The organism is Coleofasciculus sp. G2-EDA-02, from assembly GCF_040226375.1.
Classification (GTDB): Bacteria; Cyanobacteriota; Cyanobacteriia; order Cyanobacteriales; family Coleofasciculaceae; genus Coleofasciculus.
Window position 1 is genome coordinate 18,964 of the sequence record NZ_JAVKEW010000219.1, and the last position, 18,682, is coordinate 37,645.

The 18,682-nt window shown below is 46.3% G+C and carries 19 protein-coding genes and 1 pseudogene; 10 read left to right on the plus strand and 10 right to left on the minus strand.

Annotated features, from left to right (window positions below; genetic code table 11):
• Positions 1 to 81: 81 nt before the first annotated feature.
• Complete coding sequence (locus RLO19_RS25650) at positions 82 to 603, plus strand: DUF937 domain-containing protein (protein ID WP_446360225.1); 522 nt, start codon at positions 82 to 84, stop codon at positions 601 to 603.
• Between the two features lie 171 nt (positions 604 to 774).
• Here RLO19_RS25650 and RLO19_RS25655 read toward each other — a convergent pair whose 3' ends face one another.
• Entirely contained in the window at positions 775 to 1,320 is a 546-nt protein-coding gene (locus tag RLO19_RS25655) for a 2'-5' RNA ligase family protein (protein WP_446360226.1), read from the minus strand.
• A 379-nt stretch (positions 1,321 to 1,699) separates the two neighbouring features.
• On the opposite strand from RLO19_RS25655, the gene RLO19_RS25660 reads away from it, so the two are divergent.
• Entirely contained in the window at positions 1,700 to 3,025 is a 1,326-nt protein-coding gene (locus RLO19_RS25660; RefSeq protein ID WP_446360227.1) for a hypothetical protein, read from the plus strand.
• A 13-nt stretch (positions 3,026 to 3,038) separates the two neighbouring features.
• Here the strand turns inward: RLO19_RS25660 and RLO19_RS25665 are convergent, their stop codons facing one another.
• Genes RLO19_RS25665 through RLO19_RS25675 form a run of 3 tightly spaced genes read right to left on the minus strand, consistent with a single transcriptional unit; the run spans position 3,039 to position 4,451 of the window.
• Positions 3,039 to 3,596, minus strand: coding sequence for a 3'-5' exoribonuclease domain-containing protein (locus RLO19_RS25665; protein ID WP_446360228.1), 558 nt, complete (start codon positions 3,594 to 3,596; stop codon positions 3,039 to 3,041).
• Between the two features lie 40 nt (positions 3,597 to 3,636).
• On the minus strand, positions 3,637 to 4,284 hold the full coding sequence (gene lepB, locus RLO19_RS25670) for a signal peptidase I (RefSeq protein ID WP_446360229.1): 648 nt from the start codon (positions 4,282 to 4,284) through the stop codon (positions 3,637 to 3,639).
• Positions 4,285 to 4,319: 35 nt separating this feature from the next.
• Positions 4,320 to 4,451, minus strand: a complete 132-nt coding sequence (locus tag RLO19_RS25675; protein ID WP_446360230.1) for a hypothetical protein — start codon at positions 4,449 to 4,451, stop codon at positions 4,320 to 4,322.
• A gap of 504 nt (positions 4,452 to 4,955) precedes the next feature.
• Here RLO19_RS25675 and RLO19_RS25680 point away from each other — a divergent pair.
• From RLO19_RS25680 to RLO19_RS25690, 3 genes and pseudogenes are all read left to right on the plus strand, one after another.
• Positions 4,956 to 6,293: an S-layer homology domain-containing protein gene (locus tag RLO19_RS25680; protein ID WP_446360231.1), complete on the plus strand. Its 1,338-nt coding sequence runs from the start codon at positions 4,956 to 4,958 to the stop codon at positions 6,291 to 6,293.
• A 469-nt stretch (positions 6,294 to 6,762) separates the two neighbouring features.
• Positions 6,763 to 7,062 carry a hypothetical protein gene (locus RLO19_RS25685; RefSeq protein WP_446360232.1) on the plus strand — a complete coding sequence of 100 codons (300 nt, stop codon included), beginning with the start codon at positions 6,763 to 6,765 and terminating at the stop codon, positions 7,060 to 7,062.
• Positions 6,977 to 7,174: pseudogene (locus tag RLO19_RS25690) on the plus strand (CHAT domain-containing protein); the annotation flags it as partial. The gene RLO19_RS25685 and the pseudogene RLO19_RS25690, both read left to right, overlap by 86 nt.
• 269 nt (positions 7,175 to 7,443) lie before the next feature.
• Here RLO19_RS25690 and RLO19_RS25695 read toward each other — a convergent pair.
• Together RLO19_RS25695 and RLO19_RS25700 are read right to left on the minus strand one after the other, a co-directional pair.
• Positions 7,444 to 9,123, minus strand: coding sequence for an ABC1 kinase family protein (locus tag RLO19_RS25695; protein WP_446360233.1), 1,680 nt, complete (start codon positions 9,121 to 9,123; stop codon positions 7,444 to 7,446).
• 207 nt (positions 9,124 to 9,330) lie between these two features.
• Positions 9,331 to 10,185, minus strand: coding sequence for a hypothetical protein (locus RLO19_RS25700; RefSeq protein WP_446360234.1), 855 nt, complete (start codon positions 10,183 to 10,185; stop codon positions 9,331 to 9,333).
• Between the two features lie 568 nt (positions 10,186 to 10,753).
• On the opposite strand from RLO19_RS25700, the gene ndhM reads away from it, so the two are divergent.
• Positions 10,754 to 11,095, plus strand: coding sequence for an NAD(P)H-quinone oxidoreductase subunit M (ndhM, locus tag RLO19_RS25705; RefSeq protein ID WP_446360235.1), 342 nt, complete (start codon positions 10,754 to 10,756; stop codon positions 11,093 to 11,095).
• 8 nt (positions 11,096 to 11,103) lie between these two features.
• Here the strand turns inward: ndhM and RLO19_RS25710 are convergent, their stop codons facing one another.
• Both RLO19_RS25710 and RLO19_RS25715 read right to left on the minus strand, forming a co-directional pair.
• Positions 11,104 to 11,376: a hypothetical protein gene (locus RLO19_RS25710; protein WP_446360236.1), complete on the minus strand. Its 273-nt coding sequence runs from the start codon at positions 11,374 to 11,376 to the stop codon at positions 11,104 to 11,106.
• 54 nt (positions 11,377 to 11,430) lie between these two features.
• Positions 11,431 to 11,691: a hypothetical protein gene (locus tag RLO19_RS25715; protein ID WP_446360237.1), complete on the minus strand. Its 261-nt coding sequence runs from the start codon at positions 11,689 to 11,691 to the stop codon at positions 11,431 to 11,433.
• A 144-nt stretch (positions 11,692 to 11,835) separates the two neighbouring features.
• Here RLO19_RS25715 and RLO19_RS25720 point away from each other — a divergent pair, with 144 nt between their 5' ends.
• From RLO19_RS25720 to RLO19_RS25735, 4 genes are all read left to right on the plus strand, one after another.
• Positions 11,836 to 12,114: a DUF6737 family protein gene (locus RLO19_RS25720; RefSeq protein WP_446360238.1), complete on the plus strand. Its 279-nt coding sequence runs from the start codon at positions 11,836 to 11,838 to the stop codon at positions 12,112 to 12,114.
• Between the two features lie 140 nt (positions 12,115 to 12,254).
• On the plus strand, positions 12,255 to 14,633 hold the full coding sequence (locus tag RLO19_RS25725; protein WP_446360239.1) for a protein phosphatase 2C domain-containing protein: 2,379 nt from the start codon (positions 12,255 to 12,257) through the stop codon (positions 14,631 to 14,633).
• Positions 14,634 to 14,748: 115 nt separating this feature from the next.
• Positions 14,749 to 16,368 (plus strand): CHAT domain-containing protein, encoded by a 1,620-nt coding sequence (locus tag RLO19_RS25730; protein WP_446360240.1) that lies wholly within the window; start codon positions 14,749 to 14,751, stop codon positions 16,366 to 16,368.
• A gap of 194 nt (positions 16,369 to 16,562) precedes the next feature.
• Positions 16,563 to 17,171, plus strand: a complete 609-nt coding sequence (locus RLO19_RS25735) for a hypothetical protein (RefSeq protein ID WP_446360241.1) — start codon at positions 16,563 to 16,565, stop codon at positions 17,169 to 17,171.
• A 118-nt stretch (positions 17,172 to 17,289) separates the two neighbouring features.
• Here the strand turns inward: RLO19_RS25735 and RLO19_RS25740 are convergent, their stop codons facing one another.
• Both RLO19_RS25740 and RLO19_RS25745 read right to left on the minus strand, forming a co-directional pair.
• Positions 17,290 to 18,195 carry a phosphatidate cytidylyltransferase gene (locus RLO19_RS25740; protein WP_446360242.1) on the minus strand — a complete coding sequence of 302 codons (906 nt, stop codon included), beginning with the start codon at positions 18,193 to 18,195 and terminating at the stop codon, positions 17,290 to 17,292.
• 174 nt (positions 18,196 to 18,369) lie between these two features.
• Positions 18,370 to 18,682 (minus strand): zinc ribbon domain-containing protein (locus tag RLO19_RS25745; protein WP_446360243.1); only part of this gene is annotated, 313 nt, incomplete at its 5' end.

Here is an 18,682-nt window from a genome sequence, read left to right on the forward strand (position 1 = left end):
GAGTAGAGGCATGACAGGTCGTCCCCCTACAGATGGTGTAAAACTATTATCTATAGAGACATTCTTTACAGCCAAAAAACGATGAGTTTATTCAATCAAATTCTCGGTGCGATTAATAACCCCTCTCAGGAAGCCAGTTCTGGTCAATTAGCTGGTATTCTCAGTACCGTGCAAAACCTCAGCCAAAGTGCCAATGCTGACCCCTCCACGATTCAATCAGTTTTATCAATCGTTGGCAAATATGCCCGTCCAGCGTTGCAACAAAAGCGAGAAGCTGAAGGAGAACAGGGGACGCAATCTTTTATCAACCAATTCAGTGGTACAGGTGCTAGCAATCAAGCGGTAAACTTACTCTTTAGTACACCGCAACTCCAACAGTTAGTAAAGGAAGCAGAACAACGGACAGGACTCAATGCTGCAACCATTCAATCCCTGTTACCCATGCTAGTTCCCTTGGTGCTGAATTTACTCAAAACTGGCACCAATAACCAAAATCCAGAAGGATCGAATCCTGTGCTAAATTCATTCCTCGATGCGGATGGTGACGGCGATGTGGATATTGCTGATGCGATGCAAATGGCATCCCGTTATTTGAATCCTTAGTTTGTTTGTAGTAGGCACTTTAGTTCCTTAAAATGAATAGTACGCTCAGATGAGGCTGGTGGGCATTGCCCACCCGACAATGCTAATCCATCTTTTTTAGGTGTGCCACGCCAGTAGGGACGTTGCTGGCAATGTCTCTACTTTTTTCATCAGTCAAAAGATGTAATATGCTTATATTAAAAAGGGAAACTCTACCCTTACATTCCATCGCCGACCATCGTGAAGTAATAACGTAAGATGGGATGCCAAAAACTCAAATTGTAACGGTTGGTTCTCAAATTCAATCCACGCCTTGCGAAAATTATGCTGCTTCAAATCACGAAAAGCAACAGTGACATGAGGCGAGAAGGGACGATTTTTAGAACGCTCATGAACGATACCGAGGGATTCTTCTAGATATTCCATTAAATCCTTTTGAATCGCGATCAGTTCTGGCGTTTTCATAACGTTGACGTAAATAACACGAGGTTTAAACGCCCCAAACCCTTGCAGGGTAATGGAGACAGGTATCCTAGTTTGAGCAAAGGTTTTTAGAGATTCTTCGAGAACAGGTACGGCATCGGTTTCCCATGCAAAAGGGGGTTGCAGTGTAATATGGGGTGGCGATTTGAGGGCGGCTTTACTCTGGTAAACGTCAGCACAATGTTGCTTAATCTCCATAATCGAGTCTTGAATGGTTTGAGGAGGAAGCAGGGCAATAAAAAAGAGTTTTTTCATATTAAGTAAGAAAAATAGGTTTTTCTAGGAGCAGTTTTAGGGATTAATATTTGTTGTTTTTCCTAACTTGGCAATAACCCCGGATCTCTCACCCCAATTGCCCAAAGGTTTATACAACCTGGATTGACCGTAGAAAAAGGCTGGCAAAACTCTGTCAAAATTATGGGGTAGTCTAAAAATGCTCGAAACCCCATCTAGGCAAGGGTTTTGAGGAATAAGATTGTCAAAGCTGTGAGAGATTGGGGTTAAACTATGACAAAATGATATAATCCTCATTTTTGGGTTGATAGACTACAGCAAAAAGCAGAAGACACAAAGAGCTGGAGGTTTCTTTACCCATCAAATCCTTGATCAATTATTTATTTGGAGGAGATCCGACATGACTACAACACCAGATCAAACGACAGAGGCACGCAACCGCGTGATTGAATCTGCCCGTCGATTAGGGGTTGAACTTAATGAACAAGAATTGGAACGATGGATGAATTCCATCACCGAAGCCACAGGAGATAGCGATATTACCGTCGATCACGAGACGGGGGTTTTTGGTCACAAGGTCAGTATGTTGGATTTTGATCCCAAAGATCTAGAGCGATTTCGCACCATCGGCAGAATTGTAGAATTTGACGATGTTCCTGGTGTTGTAGAAACAGCGTTGGCACTATCGGGTTCAGCGGCTCAATCTAAGGTTCAAACTCACCCCGGGGACTGTGACTATTTTGAGCGAGTGAATATTATTGCCCCTACCCGGGCTGAAGCCTGCCAGATTCTCTCCCGAATTATGCGTGAGAAAGCGATCAACAGCCGCTCAGGTGATAATTTTCAATTAGTTGAACTGAAATTTGGTAGCTATCCTCAAGAGGTGATCCGCGATGAACGTTCCTATCACAAAGGATCTCCCATCTCTTGGTCTGCTGATGACGTTGTAGCTGGGCAAATTGAAGTGACTGACTTGCAAGGAAATCCGATGACCATCTCGTGGGATTCAGTCGCCGATGAGCCCGGTTGGTGTAAACTGGACTGGGTGATTGCCGATCCGGTGCGCCGCCAATTGGCTAACGCCAGCAATATGTTGGATGTTACCTGGGAAGCTCCCGATGGTACAATCACGCCCTTAGACGGCTATCTAGATGGTTATTTTCAAGAGATTTACCTCGATGCTGAATCGGCTCCCATCTTTTCTAAACTGGTGAAACAGGTTTCGACTGATGTCATGGATGATTATGTGACGCAGTTGGAAAAAGAAGTTAAAAAATATTTTAAGCCGGATAATCCCAACTATGGCAAAGCGGCTAAACGGCTGTACAACATCTTCCGGCTGAATGGAAAATATGAGGAAGCTGCCTTCCTACGTGAACTGTTTGATGAACCCGCCGCATTACTGTATCAAGTTCACGCCCTGGTGCGAACGGTTCAAGACGCCATCGATCAAGGCACTGTGTTTGATATTGACCATATTCTTGATCAGACGGATGAACTGATTCTGTCAGTGATTAAGGTTTTGGAAGGGGAAGAGGAATTAGAAATTACCCGTCATCTCCTGCGTTTATCCCGCTGCATTAGTCGTCAGCAAGAAGGGGTTCCACTGGGTCCCCAAGTTGAAGCAGCACGAGCAGAAGTGATGCAAATTGTCAATAATTTCTTCTACGAAAAGATGATGGCACTACCGACGATTAAAGCCTACGTTGACGGTCTCCACTCTTAAGGGAAACGGCTGCCTATCGGTGTAAGTTATGGTGCACAAGATTGCAAAATAACTTACCCTGTTGTATGGCATCATCGAGAGCAACATGAGTCAGGGGCATTTCCTCCAACCACTCAGGGGGTAGGTTTTTCTTCCCTGACTCACGATAATCTTGTTTGAGAAATGCCATGGCATAGGAGCGGATGTCGAGTGCCGAATGGTTAAAAGGACTATCGCCGACAAACTTAATCAAATACCAGTAGACAAACATAAAGTCGAAGGCAGCAGGATAGCCAACAAAGATCGGTTCACCCGGTAATGCTTCTAGCCAAGCGTGATAGTTCTGCATCACCTGTTCGGGGGGTTGTGGGTTAACTCTGCTGGCTTCCCAAGCGGTTGGTTGTTGTGACCACCATTTCATGGTTTTGGGATGACCTTTTGCCCCTGGCAAGGTTTCCAGGTTGGCTGTAAAGGTTGCGATCAATTGTTTGTCTGCGCTGTAAGCTGCCGAGGCAATGCTGAGCATAGAATGAGGTCCGGGAATGGGACCATCGGATTCAATATCTGTGCTGACGTAGATTTCGATTGTCATCTATTTTCTGAGCCATTTGATCCAACTGTAGTTACAGACATCAAATTAAACCGAATCGGCTGAGGGGCCAGAAGCGGAAACAAGCATGACCAATAATATTAGGTTGAGGCAAGAATCCCCAAACGTGAGAGTCGTTGCTGTTGTTGCGATTATCTCCCATGACAAATAACTGACCTTCCGGAACTCGCACGGGTGCCATCTGATAGTTCGGTGGTTCGGCAATGTAAACTTCTTCTAGTGGCTCCCTATTAATATAGACCTTGCCATCTTGAATTTGTACGATTTGACCCGGTGTAGCAATGATCCGTTTAATAAAGGCTTGGTCTTTTGTATACCCCTGCATTTGCAGTTGAGGTGGTGGATCAAAGACAATGATGTCTCCGCTTACTGGGGGTTTGAAGTGGTAGGAGATTTTTTCCACAACCACGCGATCGCCGATGGTCAATGTCGGTATCATCGAGTCTGAGGGAATGTAGCGCGGTTCGGCAATAAATACTCGAATCAACAGCGCTAGGGCGAGTGCGATCGCAATAATTTGTAGATTTTCCCGCACTTGTTGCCAAAACTTCGATCTCGGCGATATAGATTGGGTTGATTGCGCTGCTACCGTTGACTGATTTGGTTTATCCACAGGTTTTGAAATCCCTCCCTTGGCAGACTGATTTTTTACCGTTTTGTTTAAAGTCATACAGGTTTGTACTAAAAATCGCTGGCTGTCACTTCTTACCAGCCGCCACAAAACTTTTGGCTTTCAGTCAAGATAACACGCTCTCTAGGTCTTTGAGCGATGGGGGTACTGATTCGGGTAGCCTTCACGAGGCGATCGCGTTCTTGAACCTCGTCAGCTACCGTCATGGACACTCTCGTGCAGAAGCCTCTTTTTAATGATAGTGTAGTCCGGACATCCTACCTCCTTCCCTGGCTTCCAAGAAACAAAACACTCCCCTCTCGTGCCGTCTTTCCTCAAAACCATTCGCTGGTTTTAACTGGACTTTAGAGTTTATTTGAGTTTTAACTAACTCTACATTATCATCTGAAATTTTACCTAATAAATCAGGATGTTTTTGTGCTTTTGTATTTATAATGATTATTGTAATTTCATAAAAACCAGTCGCCAATTACGATACTAGATGCCATTTCCGTAATTGTATCATTGGTAGCAACCCGACAATAAATAAAGTTTTTGGCTAATAGCTTAAGTTGGTTAAAACCGACTAATTGCTTCCCCCTTTTTTAAAGGAAGAGGGGGATCTAAAAAGGGGACGGAAGGGGAATCTGAAGTGGGACGGTAGGGGAATCTAGAAAGGACAAATAACATAAGAATAAATTTTTGCGCTAGCGTGAGAAGAGAAACATCTATTGGTTCTGTTCCCTGTGCTGCTAGATAAACGTCCTATTCTATTTACAGGTTTCGTAGCTTGCCTAGTGGGTGTATTGACCGCCTGCGCCAATAGTCCCACAGGTCAATCCTTAGAACGTTCCTTAGCCGTAGACCCCAACCTAGAGGATAATGCCTCAATTTTGGGCAGTCAGACTAATGGGCAAACCTCTTCGGCGCAACTGCCAGAAGATTTCCCTACCGTAATTCCCCGTTATCCCGACGCTCAATTACAGAACGTTGAACCCCTAACTCGTTCAGATGCCCAAGGTCAACTTACCATCTGGTCATCCACTGACCCTAGTAATGAGATTCAGGCATTTTACCGCAGGGCATTTGAATCAGGCAGTTGGCAGGTCATTTCTGAACCGAATCAGGAAGGGACGAATTCCTTTGTTGTGCGTCGGAATGATTTACAAGTTAGGATTTCTATTCCTCCGGATACTGCCATTAACGATACGCAAGAAACCCCAACTGAGGCAGAGACTGACCCCAATAGTACAACGTTTGAGATCCAGTACATCCGCAGCAGCACCGAGACAGCAGCAGAACCCTCAGATTCTCCAGAGTCTTCAGAGAAAGTAACAGAGACGCCTCAATCCGTTGACTCGGTATCTGGTGAAAACCAGAACTTCACTGATTTCGATAACGTTCCCTCAGGATTGCGTCAGTATGTAGAAGACTTAGCCGCCTTAGGTGTTCTCACGTCTGACCCTTCTAGTGCTAACAATAAATCAGAGGATAGTGGTACATCATTTGCAGCCAACAAAATCATTACCCGCCGTCAGTATGCCCGTTGGCTCATTAATACCAATAATCGGATTTATGCGAATAGTCCGGGGAAACAAATCCGTTTAGCATCAGAAACAACTCAACCTGCATTCCAAGATGTGCCCGCCAGTGATCCTGATTTTGGCGCAATTCAGGGATTAGCAGAAGCAGGGTTAATTCCTAGTCCTTTGAGTGGTAATTCTACAGAAGTTCTTTTCCGCACTGATGCACCCTTAACGCGAGAAAATCTAATTTTATGGAAAGTCCCATTAGATATTCGTCAGGGATTACCTTCAGCTTCTCTGGATGCAGTGCAGCAAACCTGGGGATTCCAAGATGCTAGCAAGATTGACCCGAAGGCGTTGCGGGCAGTTTTGGCAGATTTTCAAAATGGGGAACAATCGATTATCCGTCGCGTTTTTGGTTACACTACTCTGTTTCAACCGAAGAAGCCAGTCACGCAAGCGGAAGCCGCCGCCGCCCTTTGGTATTTTGGTTCTCAGGGTGAGGGAATATCGGCTAGTGAGGTTCTCCAGCAATCGAATTAGAAAGAGCATGAATCAGCCTTGGGTTTAAACCCAAGGCTGAAAGCTTAAGTCGTCTAAAGACGACTGGATAGGAGTTGGGAGCATCCCAATTTGGCACGTTGGCTCTTTGAATGGGGCTGAAACCCTTGCAATTGCCTTACTTGAGGTAATGCTTTGTCCAAAACGGGATGCTCCCTAGGAGTTTAAGTCCATTTTAGAGTTTAACTATACCCAACCAGAACATATTGACTAAATGGAATATTATAATGGTTCGTCTGTAGGGGCGGGTTTCACTATTATCGTTTCGGGTTTACCCAGATGCAACTAAACCCGCCCCGACTTAGTGGTGTGGCACAGCTAAAATGGTGGAATAGATTGTAGGTTGGGTTGACGCAGGAAACCCAACGGAATTTAGGCTAAAGCCTTTACTACAAACCAAATCTTATCCGTCAACGATTCCGGAAAAGGAATTAAAAGTTTGAGTTTACACATGAATACGCCAACTGCTCAAGCAGCAATTTTAACCCTACAGCAACAGTTAATAGCAGCGAGAGCGAGTAGCGATCGCGTGGCGGAATGCGAAGCCCTAGGAAACTTGGGGATTGTCTATTATCAGGGGAAAAAATGGCACGAGGCGATCGCGACTTTTACCAATTACCTTAATCTGGCAAAAAAGCTAGGACATCAGTGGCAAGAAGGGATAGCCTACCTGCAAAAAACTGATCCTCATCCCCCATCGTTACCTACACCTTTTACCCCTCCACGCCCTTCCCTTCATCTGTCGAGATGAGGGCGCAAGCCTTGCGCCCCTACAGGAATGGTTCCCCAAAGGCGTGAATTATGTCCCCAACTGTCAACTCCTGCAACAAGCACAAAACCGCAACAGTACCGAATTTGAGCGTGCTATAAAAGCTCACGGTTAATCTATGGCACTTTAGAAAGTAAAGTGCAGTTTATTATCTCATTCTTCGGTAGCTTTATTTTGGCGTTTGTTGCCTTTAAGTTAGCCAAGTGGTGGATTAAGCGTCGGCGATTCAAACACCAATAAGTTATTGCATTTTAGTGTCACTAATTTTTGTTGGGTTTCCTACGTCAACCCAACTTACGACTATCCGACTATTAAATATTACGTCAATTTAACTTGTTAACTAAAAGCTGAATAATACATTATCTACCGACGAGTCATTTTCTCTAATTTTTCCGTCACCGCCAACTGAACTAAAGAATACAACAAAATGATCAACCAAAACCCCGACAATGTAAACGCGGCAATTGCCCAACCCGTATGCGGCACTAATAATAATACCGTTCCTGCCAATAATGCAAACCCAGTCAAACAGGCATAAATCAAACTCTTAATCGCTAAATGAATTCGTTGTAAGGCGCGATCGCTCTCCAGGGAACGCACTCTCACTTGTAGTTCCCCTTGCTCGATTCGGGCTTCTAGGCGGCGAATTAACAGTTCCGTAGAACTGGGCTTATTTAACCGATATTTAATAAAATCTCTGGCTTGTCTTGCCAGTTCTTTAACCACGTCTCCCCGCCCTTTAGCAACCGTTAGGTTTTTCACAAAAGGTTGACTAGCGGCTAATAAATTATATTCTGGATTTAAGGCACGAGCAATCCCATCAAGTGTCGTTAACGATTTTAAAATAAACGTCATTTGTGCGGGCAAGCGAAAGGGTTGCTGCTCAAACATCAAATACAATTCATTCCCCAATGCCTCAAATTCTCGCACATCGATTGGCTTTTCCCGAAACCGTTCTAAAATAAAGGCGACTAAGCGTTTAACCGGGGTCATATCCGGTTGTCGTTCAATTAACCCCATATACGTCAGGGTATCCACAACCTCATCCGTATCTTTCCGAAGAACAGCAAAAAAGGTCTTAATCATTTGGTCTCTAGCAATCGATTTTACCTCTGCCATCGTGCCAAAATCATAGAAAATAATACTGCCGTCCTGAGACACTGCCATATTCCCTGGATGCGGATCACTCTGGAAAAAACCGTCTTCTAATAACTGTTTTAGATAACAACTAATTCCCCGTTGAATTACATCATTAGTATTGATTTCACAGGCTTCTAGGCTTTGGCGATCATCAATCTTGATACCGGGCATATATTCTAGTGTGAGTACCTTCTTCGTCGTGTAGCGCCAATAAACCGTAGGCACCAGAATTCCCGGATAATTATTAAAATTTTCCCGAAACCGATCGGCATTTTTGCCTTCTTGGATATAGTCTACTTCTTGATAGAGCAAATCAAAAAATTCGCGATAAATTGCTTCAAGTTTGTACTTTCTGATCCAAGGCAAATACCGATTACCAAATCGCACCAATTCGTGTATAATCTTAAAATCTAAATTAAAAAGTCGTTCAATCCCCGGACGCTGCACCTTAACCACTACATCTTCCCCGGTATGCAACCGTGCTTTGTGAACTTGACCCAAACTAGCCGAAGCCAGGGGAAAAGGGTCAAACTCCCGATATAATGCATGAATAGACTGACCCAGTTCGGCTTCGATCACCGCGATCGCTTCCGCCCCACTAAATGCCGGAACCCGATCCTGTAAATGCCCCAATGCCTCGATGTATTCTAAGGGCAGTAAATCAGCACGAGTCGAGAGGGCTTGCCCAATTTTAATAAACGTTGGACCTAAATCCAGCAACGCCCCCACCAGCCACTGAGCGCGGCGATTTCGGTGATTGGGCGTATCATTGGCAATGGTTTTGTCCCACCACAAATAGAACATAAACTTCGCCGCCGACTGAAAAATGTCAATCTGGCGAGCGAGGGGCGAATAATTGCGTCGTTGCCAACGGGGTGGCTTGGGCGTAGCCTGGGTCAGCATTCTGCCTTTTGCATGTAATGAATGAGGAAACAGGAGCGAGAAACCATCGGTCTCCTCCTTAATACTGTAAGGTTTTATGGCAAAATGAGCTGCGTTAGGCTTACGACTTACCTACATCCCCTACTTCATCGGGTTAAGACCCAACCGTATCTCTACTTTCCTCAAAATGTTGCCCCATGATTTCACAGGTTTATGACAAATGACAACTTACTCAGATTGTCTTTGTTTTGCTTGCTGTTGAGCCAGTTGGCTGTTTTGGCGATAAAGGATAACCCGATCTTGAGCTATTTGATAACGGGGATGATCGGGCTTAACGGTACTCATCAGAGTCGATGCTTTTTCCCACGCTGCTGCTATATCTAACCACTGAGCCGCTGTATTCGCCGTTGTCCCCGCCGCATCGGCTTGGATGGCTAGTCGCACAGCTTCAGCAAATGGATCAGAGGGTGTCGCTGTTGCTGAAGTTGAGGCAGGTTGGGGGGGAGGGGTTGGTTCTTTAGGAGTGGTACTGGCGTTTAGTGTGGGAATTAGGCGATCATAAACCAACCAACCGGCTAAGAGTAAGAATAGGCTAACGCTAATACCACCAACAAGACTGCGGCGGAAACGATGGTTTTCCTTCGGTTTGCGGGAGGACACCTTGGGCAGCTGAGTTTTCTTCCTCGGTTCAGCTTTAGGAGTGCGAAGTGCCTTTAGCCCTTGCTGAAGCAAGTTAGGCTTACTCAGCACGATGTCTTGAGACCACAAGAGATGGTCGGGGTTACGGCTAATTTCTTCTAACCATAGCAATTGTTGCTCCTGCACAATGCGGCTGTTAATGTTTACCCGACGAATGGTACGCGGTGCAATGTCTTCCAGGATTTGTTGAATTTTCTTGACGAGTACGGAGCGCTCAAGGGGTTCGACTACAGGTGCTTCACACAACAGGTGTAACACGCCATCTGCAAAAACCGCTCGAGTTCTGACGCGAGCGTAGGCTAACTGTTGATTCAGAATTTGAATTATCGCCGCCACGCTGCCCTGATGAGCTTGTTTGGCGATATCATCCATCGAATCGTGCATATTTGGTTAAGCTATGGATTGGTAGCTATGGCTGACTGTTGTGACATCATCCCACACCAAATCCAAGATTCTGGTCTGGGCTTCCAAGCTTCACAACTTGGATTTCCTGGTTTTTCCCTGGCGGGATTTCGACACTTACCTAGACTCAGACGAGTACATTTGAGTCCCCGGTAGACCGTCTGCACAGGCAGTTTCCATTCCCGCGAGCCGCGCGGTACTAGTTCGTTTGATTTGCGTTGGTTGTTGATGATCGAATTCAAGAATCAACTCATGGTGCAGCAATTTCAACTAGCTTTGTGAGCATCTATATCGAAGTCCATGTCAATTTACAACAATGAGGTTGGGGAAGTCCAGTGTATGCCAGCGCCAAATTAAAAATTATGGCGTGGGTCTTATTGCTCCTGACTTAACCGCGTCATTGGGAATGGGGCGGGACTCAGACCAAGGGACTAAGCCGATCTGGGGTAGCTTAGCTGGGTTCTTTCTCGCCGGAAGATAATTTGGGTAGTGTATTTACAAAGGTTTACAATTAATAAAGGAAAATATTGTCCAAACTCGGAGGGTTTTCATGCTGCTCAAATCGACAACTCGTCACATTCGCATCTACGCTGCCGAGGTGCAAAACAGTCAATTAGTCGAGAGTAACAATGTTTTGACACTAGACGTTGACCCCGATAATGAATTTAATTGGAGTGAAGATGCCCTGCAAAAAATCTATCGTAAGTTTGATGAATTTGTCGAAGCCTATAGCGGAGAAGATTTGACCGAATACAATCTTCGCCGTGTCGGCTCCGATTTAGAGCATTATATGCGATCGCTCCTACAAAAGGGCGAGATTAGCTACAACCTAGAGTGTCGGGCAATGAACTATAGCATGGGATTGCCGCAGGTTGTGTCTCAGGACTCTTAAATTCAACCCTAACGCCAAGTGCGATTGCCTTGTTCATCGGTGCGTGCTTGGCGAATCACATCAGAAATTTCTTCTGCATCCTGAATATGGTGTAGAGCTTTTTCTTGCCCGTCTTCGTCTTTTACGGTGAAGTAAGTGGGGACTTCAATGTGATCACCGGTAATATCAGGAGCATCAACGGCGACTTTCTGTGCTTTTTGCTCTAGGGTTTGCTCCTCTGGCGAGACTTTATCGCCAGGATTGAGCGTATCATTGGTATCTGGGCGTTCTGGCTTATTCATAAGATCCTCGTACTTTGCCTGTCTAGTGTGATCATAAAAACTCTACGGGGAGATTTACCTCTTTCTAGAGTGAGAATTGTTCTGTAGAAATTGTTTGAGGGTTAAACGCCGATTTTCCAAAAAACGACTCCAAAAACCTGGAATAAACTCATCCATCGTTTCGGCTAATGCCCACATTTCCAGGTTAATCATTTTGTACAACAGGTCATGGGAGTTCTCAATTTGCTCCATAAGCTGTTTAATTTCAACACTCGCAGGGGAGTTGAGCTCCTCAAAGGAGTGATCATCGGAGGTGTCATCATCGGGCTTGGGCATGTCTGTTGGCACTGTGTTAAGCTGATCAGCAATACTCAGAAACTGAAGTCAACCGCTTCCTGGAGTGGGAATTTTCCGAAGCGACTCCTCTAAGTCACAAAAAAGTATTATAAATAAAGTTATTTTTTCCAATAGAGGCAACTGTTGTCTGTCAAAGATCCCCTGAATCCTTGGAATTATAAACCGTGGTGGTGTCAGCCTTGGTCAATTCTCCTGACCGGAGTCGTAATCATCACGGGGAGTTGGGTTCTAGCCAAAACGCTCTGGATAACTGTGATAGTGACTACCCCCATTTTGGTTTGGTGGTTTTACTTTTTATGGCTGTGGCCCCGTCTATTGCGACTCAGTAGCCTAGAGTTGATGAATCGCCAACCCGATCAAGAGTCAGAGCCTTCTGAAACCATTTATACCTCAGATAAGTAAACGGCTTCTTGAATCAGACGCTAGAATTTGTAATCAGTAGGCTTATTTCGGTAATCCTAGAATAGAGATGCATCGCGATCGCGGCAGTGCGACTTCAATCGCCAACTTATTACTAGCTAGACGTAGCCAAGAGTGTTTCCATGGACAATCCTGCAGCAACCCTTCACTGCCCTAACTACCGCTGTCAGGCTGCCAATCCCCCTGTCAATAAGTTCTGTCAGAACTGTCGCACGCCCATGAAGCGGCGTTATCTGTGGGCGCTGGGATCGGGCATAGAAGCATATCAGCTCGAATCAATAATCGCCAACCGTTATGTGTTGGTCAATGAGCGGATTTTACTCGATACCAAACCAGCAACGCCACCGGATACCCCTCAAGAAATTCCGCCGGAGTTGTTGCCCTATTTAAGACTATCTCCCTATGGCTTACATATTCCCCAAGTATACGGGCGGCTGACAGGCAGTGGAGAACAACCAGGTTCACAAATCTGGCTATTGGAAGAGGCGCCAATTCAGGAAACCGATGCGGCTGGATCTCAAGGACAACTATTTCCTCCCCTGAGTCGAGTCTGGAAAGAAGCACCAGCCATACGTCAACTCAACTGGTTGTGGCAAATCGCCAATCTGTGGCAACCCTTAAGCCATGAAGGGGTGGCGACAAGTTTGCTCAATCCCAATTGGCTGCGTCCAGAAGGCTCTATCCTGCATCTATTGGAACTAAGGCGGGATGCGGCACCGACGCTCAAACAACTCGGTCAGTGCTGGTCTCAATTCATTCCAGAAGCATCCTCACCCGCGACGCCGTTTTTAGACCAACTCTGTGATCAACTGATCCAAGGAAAAATTCGCACCGCCGAACAACTGGTGGGACTACTTGATCAGGCAATCAAAGACTGTGGACAATGGCAATCTCGTCGTTATCAGATTTTTACCAGTACAGATTCGGGTCCAGTTCGCCACCACAATGAAGATGCTTGTTACCCACCGATTGGACTACTACAGAGTCCGTCAACGGATGAAAATGCCTTAGCCATCGTCTGTGACGGGATTGGCGGACATGAGGGCGGTGAAATTGCTTCGGGGTTAGCGATTAACATTTTGCGAGAGCAAGTGGAACGCCTCAATTTTGATCGTGACCATTGGAACCCAACCCACCTGACGCTGCAACTCGAACAAGCTGCCTGTGCCGCTAATGACGCCATCAGCCAGCAAAATGATAGCGAATATCGCTCAGAGCGACAGCGGATGGGTACAACCGTGGTCATGGCTCAAACCAGCGCCCATGAAATATACATCACTCATGTCGGAGACAGTCGCGTTTACTGGGTGACGCGCCAAGGTTGTCATCAAATTACCCAAGATGATGATCTAGCCTCCCGTGAAGTGCGATTGGGTTACACCTTTTACCGCTATGCTGTGCGACAGCCCAGCTCCGGTTCATTGATTCAGGCTTTGGGCATGGCATCGTCTACCACATTACATCCAACCACCCAGCGGTTTATCCTTGATGAAGATAGTGTATTTCTCCTCTGTTCCGATGGTCTGAGTGACCATGACCGAGTGGAACAATATTGGCAAACCGAAATTCTGCCCATTCTGGACGGGCAGGTTGATGTACCAACCGCCGCCAAGCATCTCATCGAGATTGCTAATCGGCAAAATGGTCATGATAATGTTACCTTGGCATTGATCTACTGTCAGGTAACGGCATCAGGGGACACAAAACCAACAGAACTGGCGCCGCCTCAGCCGGAATCGTTGCCTTTGCCGATAACATCGCAAATGCCCAAGGTAGCCGCCATTGTACCGTCCCAGCAGAAAACTCAACAATTGATCAGACCGAAGCGGCGTCCTTGGGAACTGCTATTAGCAATTGTTGTACTGTTAGTGGTGGGTGCAGGAATGGCTTACCTATTATTACCTCGGCGTTGGATACAAGGGTTTGTCAGCCAGAGTTCTAATTCTGCTCCTCCAGTATCCGTGTCAGTGACTCCATCTCCAACGGCTCGTTCAACGCCAACGCCTGAAACGGTTTCGTCCTTGGAGAACTTGACACTGATGCGAGTGACTCGCTCAACTATTACCAATGCAGAAGGACAAGATGTTCCGTTACTACTGCGACTAAAGCCTCCGGAGGAAAATCTCTCACCGATTCGGTTAGTTCCGAGAGGGAGTGTGCTGCAAGTTATTCGGCAATCGTCCGATTCTGGGGAAGATGATTGGCTCAAATTGAGAGTTTGTTCGGCGGGGACACGAAGCGCCGACACACAATCGGTACAGACAGCAATTGAACAGTCTGCCAACTCTACCCCAGAATCCCCGACTCTATCGGATGCAAAAGAGCGCGGCACTATTTATCCTCAGGTTCAGCCAGGGGATAGAGGTTGGATAAAAGTTGTCAATATTCGCTCAAATTTTGAATTAAATTTCAACCCAACATCCGAACAATTGGGTGTGTGTACAAGTGAACCTCCCTCTGAGGCTTCAACTCCTGCCCTAAGTTCTCCTAAATCCCCTTAGAGCGTCGGTCTAGTAACGACACTTAGCACTCTTGAGGAAGTAGACTGGATACACAAACCCTAGCCAAGACTCGGTAGACTAATAAGAAAAATGTTGCTCTACATTTGGGCGTTGAATGTCTGATATCGAAATTCCTTGCCTCAGTTTAGCGATCGCACGTCTGTCTACGGCTGGGGCAGATAACTTTGCTGTGTGGGTGATTGAAGCTCCTTATCCTGGGGGTTATGTTCATCATGACTCAATTTGGTCTCCCACTCTGACTCAAACGTGGTTGGCATGGCAACAAATGTTTTCTACAGGGAATTTGCCTCCCCTATTGCCCCTGCCTCATCCCTTGACGCCTACACCAACATTATCGCCCCAGAGCGAAAACGCCACGACGCAGACGATTAGCTACGGCGGACGACTGATGCAGCAGTTGGGAATAGATTTGTGGAATTGGCTATTTGCGGGTTCAATTCAAACAACATTGGCTGAAAGTCGCGGGATTGCTCGGGGACAAAATACATCCCTGCGCGTGCGCTTGGAAATTCGACATCCTGAACTTATCCCCCTCCCCTGGGAAATTATGCAGGAAATGGCAGGTAAACCCGCTATTTCTCTGTCTACTCAACTGCTGTTTAGCCGCACGACGAGTAATGTTGACTCTCTCAAACCACTAATCCGCCACGATCAAGCTCTCAATATCCTGCTCGTATTTGGACAAGATATCCACCGCTCCAGTGGTAACCATTCAGCCGCCCGCCTCCAGCTTGAACAAGAGGCAGGGGTTTTAGAAAAAGTTTTCCAATCCTGTCAAAAGTTCAACCCCACAGCCGTTCCCTGCTTTGTCGAAAAGCTGATACAACCAACACCTGCTGATTTAATTGCTGCCTTGGACACAGGAGGTTATAATATCCTTTTTTATGCCGGTCATGGTGAACCGGCTCCCGATGGGGGTTTATTATTTTTAAGTCCAGACGCCACCATCAATGGCACAGAATTGGCTCAAGTCTTGGTTCGGAATCAAGTGACCTTGGCGGTATTCAATACCTGTTGGGGCGCTCAACCGGATCAGGTGGGAGGTCAAACGATTCCCCGGAGTAGCTTAGCTGAGGTGTTAATTCACCATGGTGTACCCGCCGTTTTGGGTATGCGCGACTCCATTGCCGATCACGAAGCCTTGAGTTTTATCCAAAGTCTTGCCCAAGCCCTAGCTACCCGGATGCCTATTGATCAAGCTGTCGCTGTTGCTAGACAACAATTACTCACGCTCTACAAGTTCAACCAACCGGCTTGGACGTTACCTGTGCTTTACATGCATCCGGAGTTCCCAGGACAGTTGATTGCTTCCTTAGCAGAAGGGATTACTGAGCTTCCCCCTATGCCCAGCCACTGGAATGGCGTACAAACCCCCACAGCTTGCTTGCGTTCCTTGAACTCAACCGGTAAAGTTTGGCGAATTCGCGGTGGGCTGATGCGTGTGGGACGCGGACAGGAGAATGATTTGGTTTTGGATGAGGAAATGTGGGTTAGCTATAAACATGCAGAAATTATCTGTCGCGATACCTTCACCCATCCCGAACAAATCCCAACTTACTTCCTGCGTGATTTTTCTCGCAACGGCACTCATATTTTACGAGCAGATGGGTGGCAGAGAATCCACCATCAGGAAGTGCCATTGGAGTCGGGTAGCCAGCTAAAATTTGGCAGTACTCAAAGTCAAACCTTGGAATTTATTATTGAAAACATTTAATCCAAAAACTTAACAAATCTTAGAAGCATAGGGATTCAAGCCGAGGGTCACACAGGTGAATTCAACCGTTCCCCCAATTGCGCCAATTATCGGCATCAACCTTAATTTTCTGAATGATTACGGAACATTCGAGAGTGCTGATGTAGCTATTCCTATCAATTTTCATCTACACCAAAGATCACAGAAGGGGTATTATGACCAGTCAACATAAACCATACCGAAATTATCAAGATGCTTTGAGTCAAGCCCAAGGAGAACTCATAGAAGTACTCTGGCAACCCGACGACAATTGTTATCCCTGGAATCCCGCTGAACCCGAAGCCCAAGACTATTTGGCAGATCTGGAAGCGGGATTTTCTCTGGATGCTTGTCAAACACCGGCGGAAATTACCTCAGGCTCACAAACCCTATTCAATCGCTTGCACCAGTGCTGGACATCTCTGACGCCCTCAGATTCTTCAGGTTCAGCATCTGTGAAGCGGTCATTGGCTCAACGGTTTTCCGGCGTTCCGGCGTCTTGGTTGGACGCGATCGCCGACCAAGCTCAACAGGCGTTGTCCATGAATCAGTCATTCGCCGATAAGCTTGTTTTATGCGTTAAACCGTTATTGCCGAACTGGAGTGAAGATGATCTGTTAATTTTTGCCCGTCCGTGGGCTTACGCTATGCGAGGCAATCAAGACTTTGGCACTGTTGGCTCAGTCAAATGGTCTGAATTATCGCCCATTGAGCAGGTGCGCTTAAGTTTAGCTATTGCCCATTATACTCTCACGCAACTGGACAACGATCCTGAGGACAATTAATTACCGGGTTCAATTGTCTTATGGTAGAGGTGGGCGGGAGCAGTGATCACTGAGTAAGAAAACCCGCCCAAGCGTCAAAACCAGGCTCCAGGTCAAATCACAGATTTGGCTTTTCGCCTTAACTAAAAGGCGGCAACAGAGGCAGCAAGAGGGTAATGAAATAGTACACTAAGGGAGCCGTAAAAACATAGCTGTCTGTGCGGTCTAAAATACCACCGTGACCAGGAATTAATTGTCCTGAATCCTTGACACCTGCATCTCGTTTCATCATTGATTCGGTTAAGTCTCCCAAAAGGCTAGCCACCCCAATTAAGGTGCCGAAAACAAATCCACTGAGTTGCCAATTCGACCATTGCAGATACCAAGCCCCAGCCATAGCCACTGCTCCACTAGCGCAAAGCCCAAAAATTGCGCCTTCTACTGTCTTTTTGGGACTAATACTCGAAAGGGGAGTTCGACCAAAAAACTTGCCAAAACTATAGGCACCAATATCGGCTGCCCAAATACAGCCAAAGGCGAGTAGAGTAACAGTTAAACCTTGGGACAGAACCGTTAGGTTAGTCCAAGGGTGAAGCCAAGAGCCATTGAAGGAGAAACTATTGATGCTAGCTGTAGCATTCAGTGGCAATGAAACCCCTCCATCTAAGCCAACACGCAATCGTATCCAGTAGCTAGGCAGATAACCGCCATAGAGTAATCCCAAAATCGAAGCGGCAATATCCGCAATCGTCGCCATTTTGGGTTGAAAGAGCAGGTAAAAACAAATCAAGGTTCCGGCGATGGGAAAGGCAGCATCCGTAAGATTAGAGTTAAGGGCGGCTGTCACCAATAAAAGCTGACTCACAACTAACGTCGTTTTAGCCGCAGGCGCAATTCCTTTTGCCTGAACCAGTTGAAAATATTCCAATTGACCCAAATAGACGATGACACACAGGCCGAGGGTAAAATACCATCCTCCCGCTACAATCATCCCCATCGCTAGGGTAATCGCTACAATTCCACTAAAAATTCGAGACCAGGGCATAGAACTTTGGTTGACACAAGACAGTCTCAATTAACTGTCTAGATGAAACTATTACATTAAGATTAACAATCTGACCGCACTCGCAGTTAGTCAATTTGAGGATGGGTAGGTGCGAGTTATCAACTTTCAACTACCCCAACTTACTCAGCTTCGCCTTGAGGCGTCGCTTCGCGCTCAGTTGGGGATTGCATCTGTAGTCCACCTCAACTGCGAGTACCTGGAGAGGCGCTCACCTTTGGCTTCGTCCGACGACGCATCAGGGACGGCTGAAAAACGCCCCGTACTCTCCCAGTCTTGCCGAGAGAGCAACACTCTAAGCGCAACATTCCTGGCACCAACCAAATCGGCATGGAGAGTATAACTGCATTGCTGGCATACAAAAGTTAAACCCTTGTTGGGTCTATTTTCTTTAGATGTATGACCGCAGCACGGACAAGCCACAGAAGTGTAATGAGCATCTACTTTGAAAGCCAAACTACCAGACAAC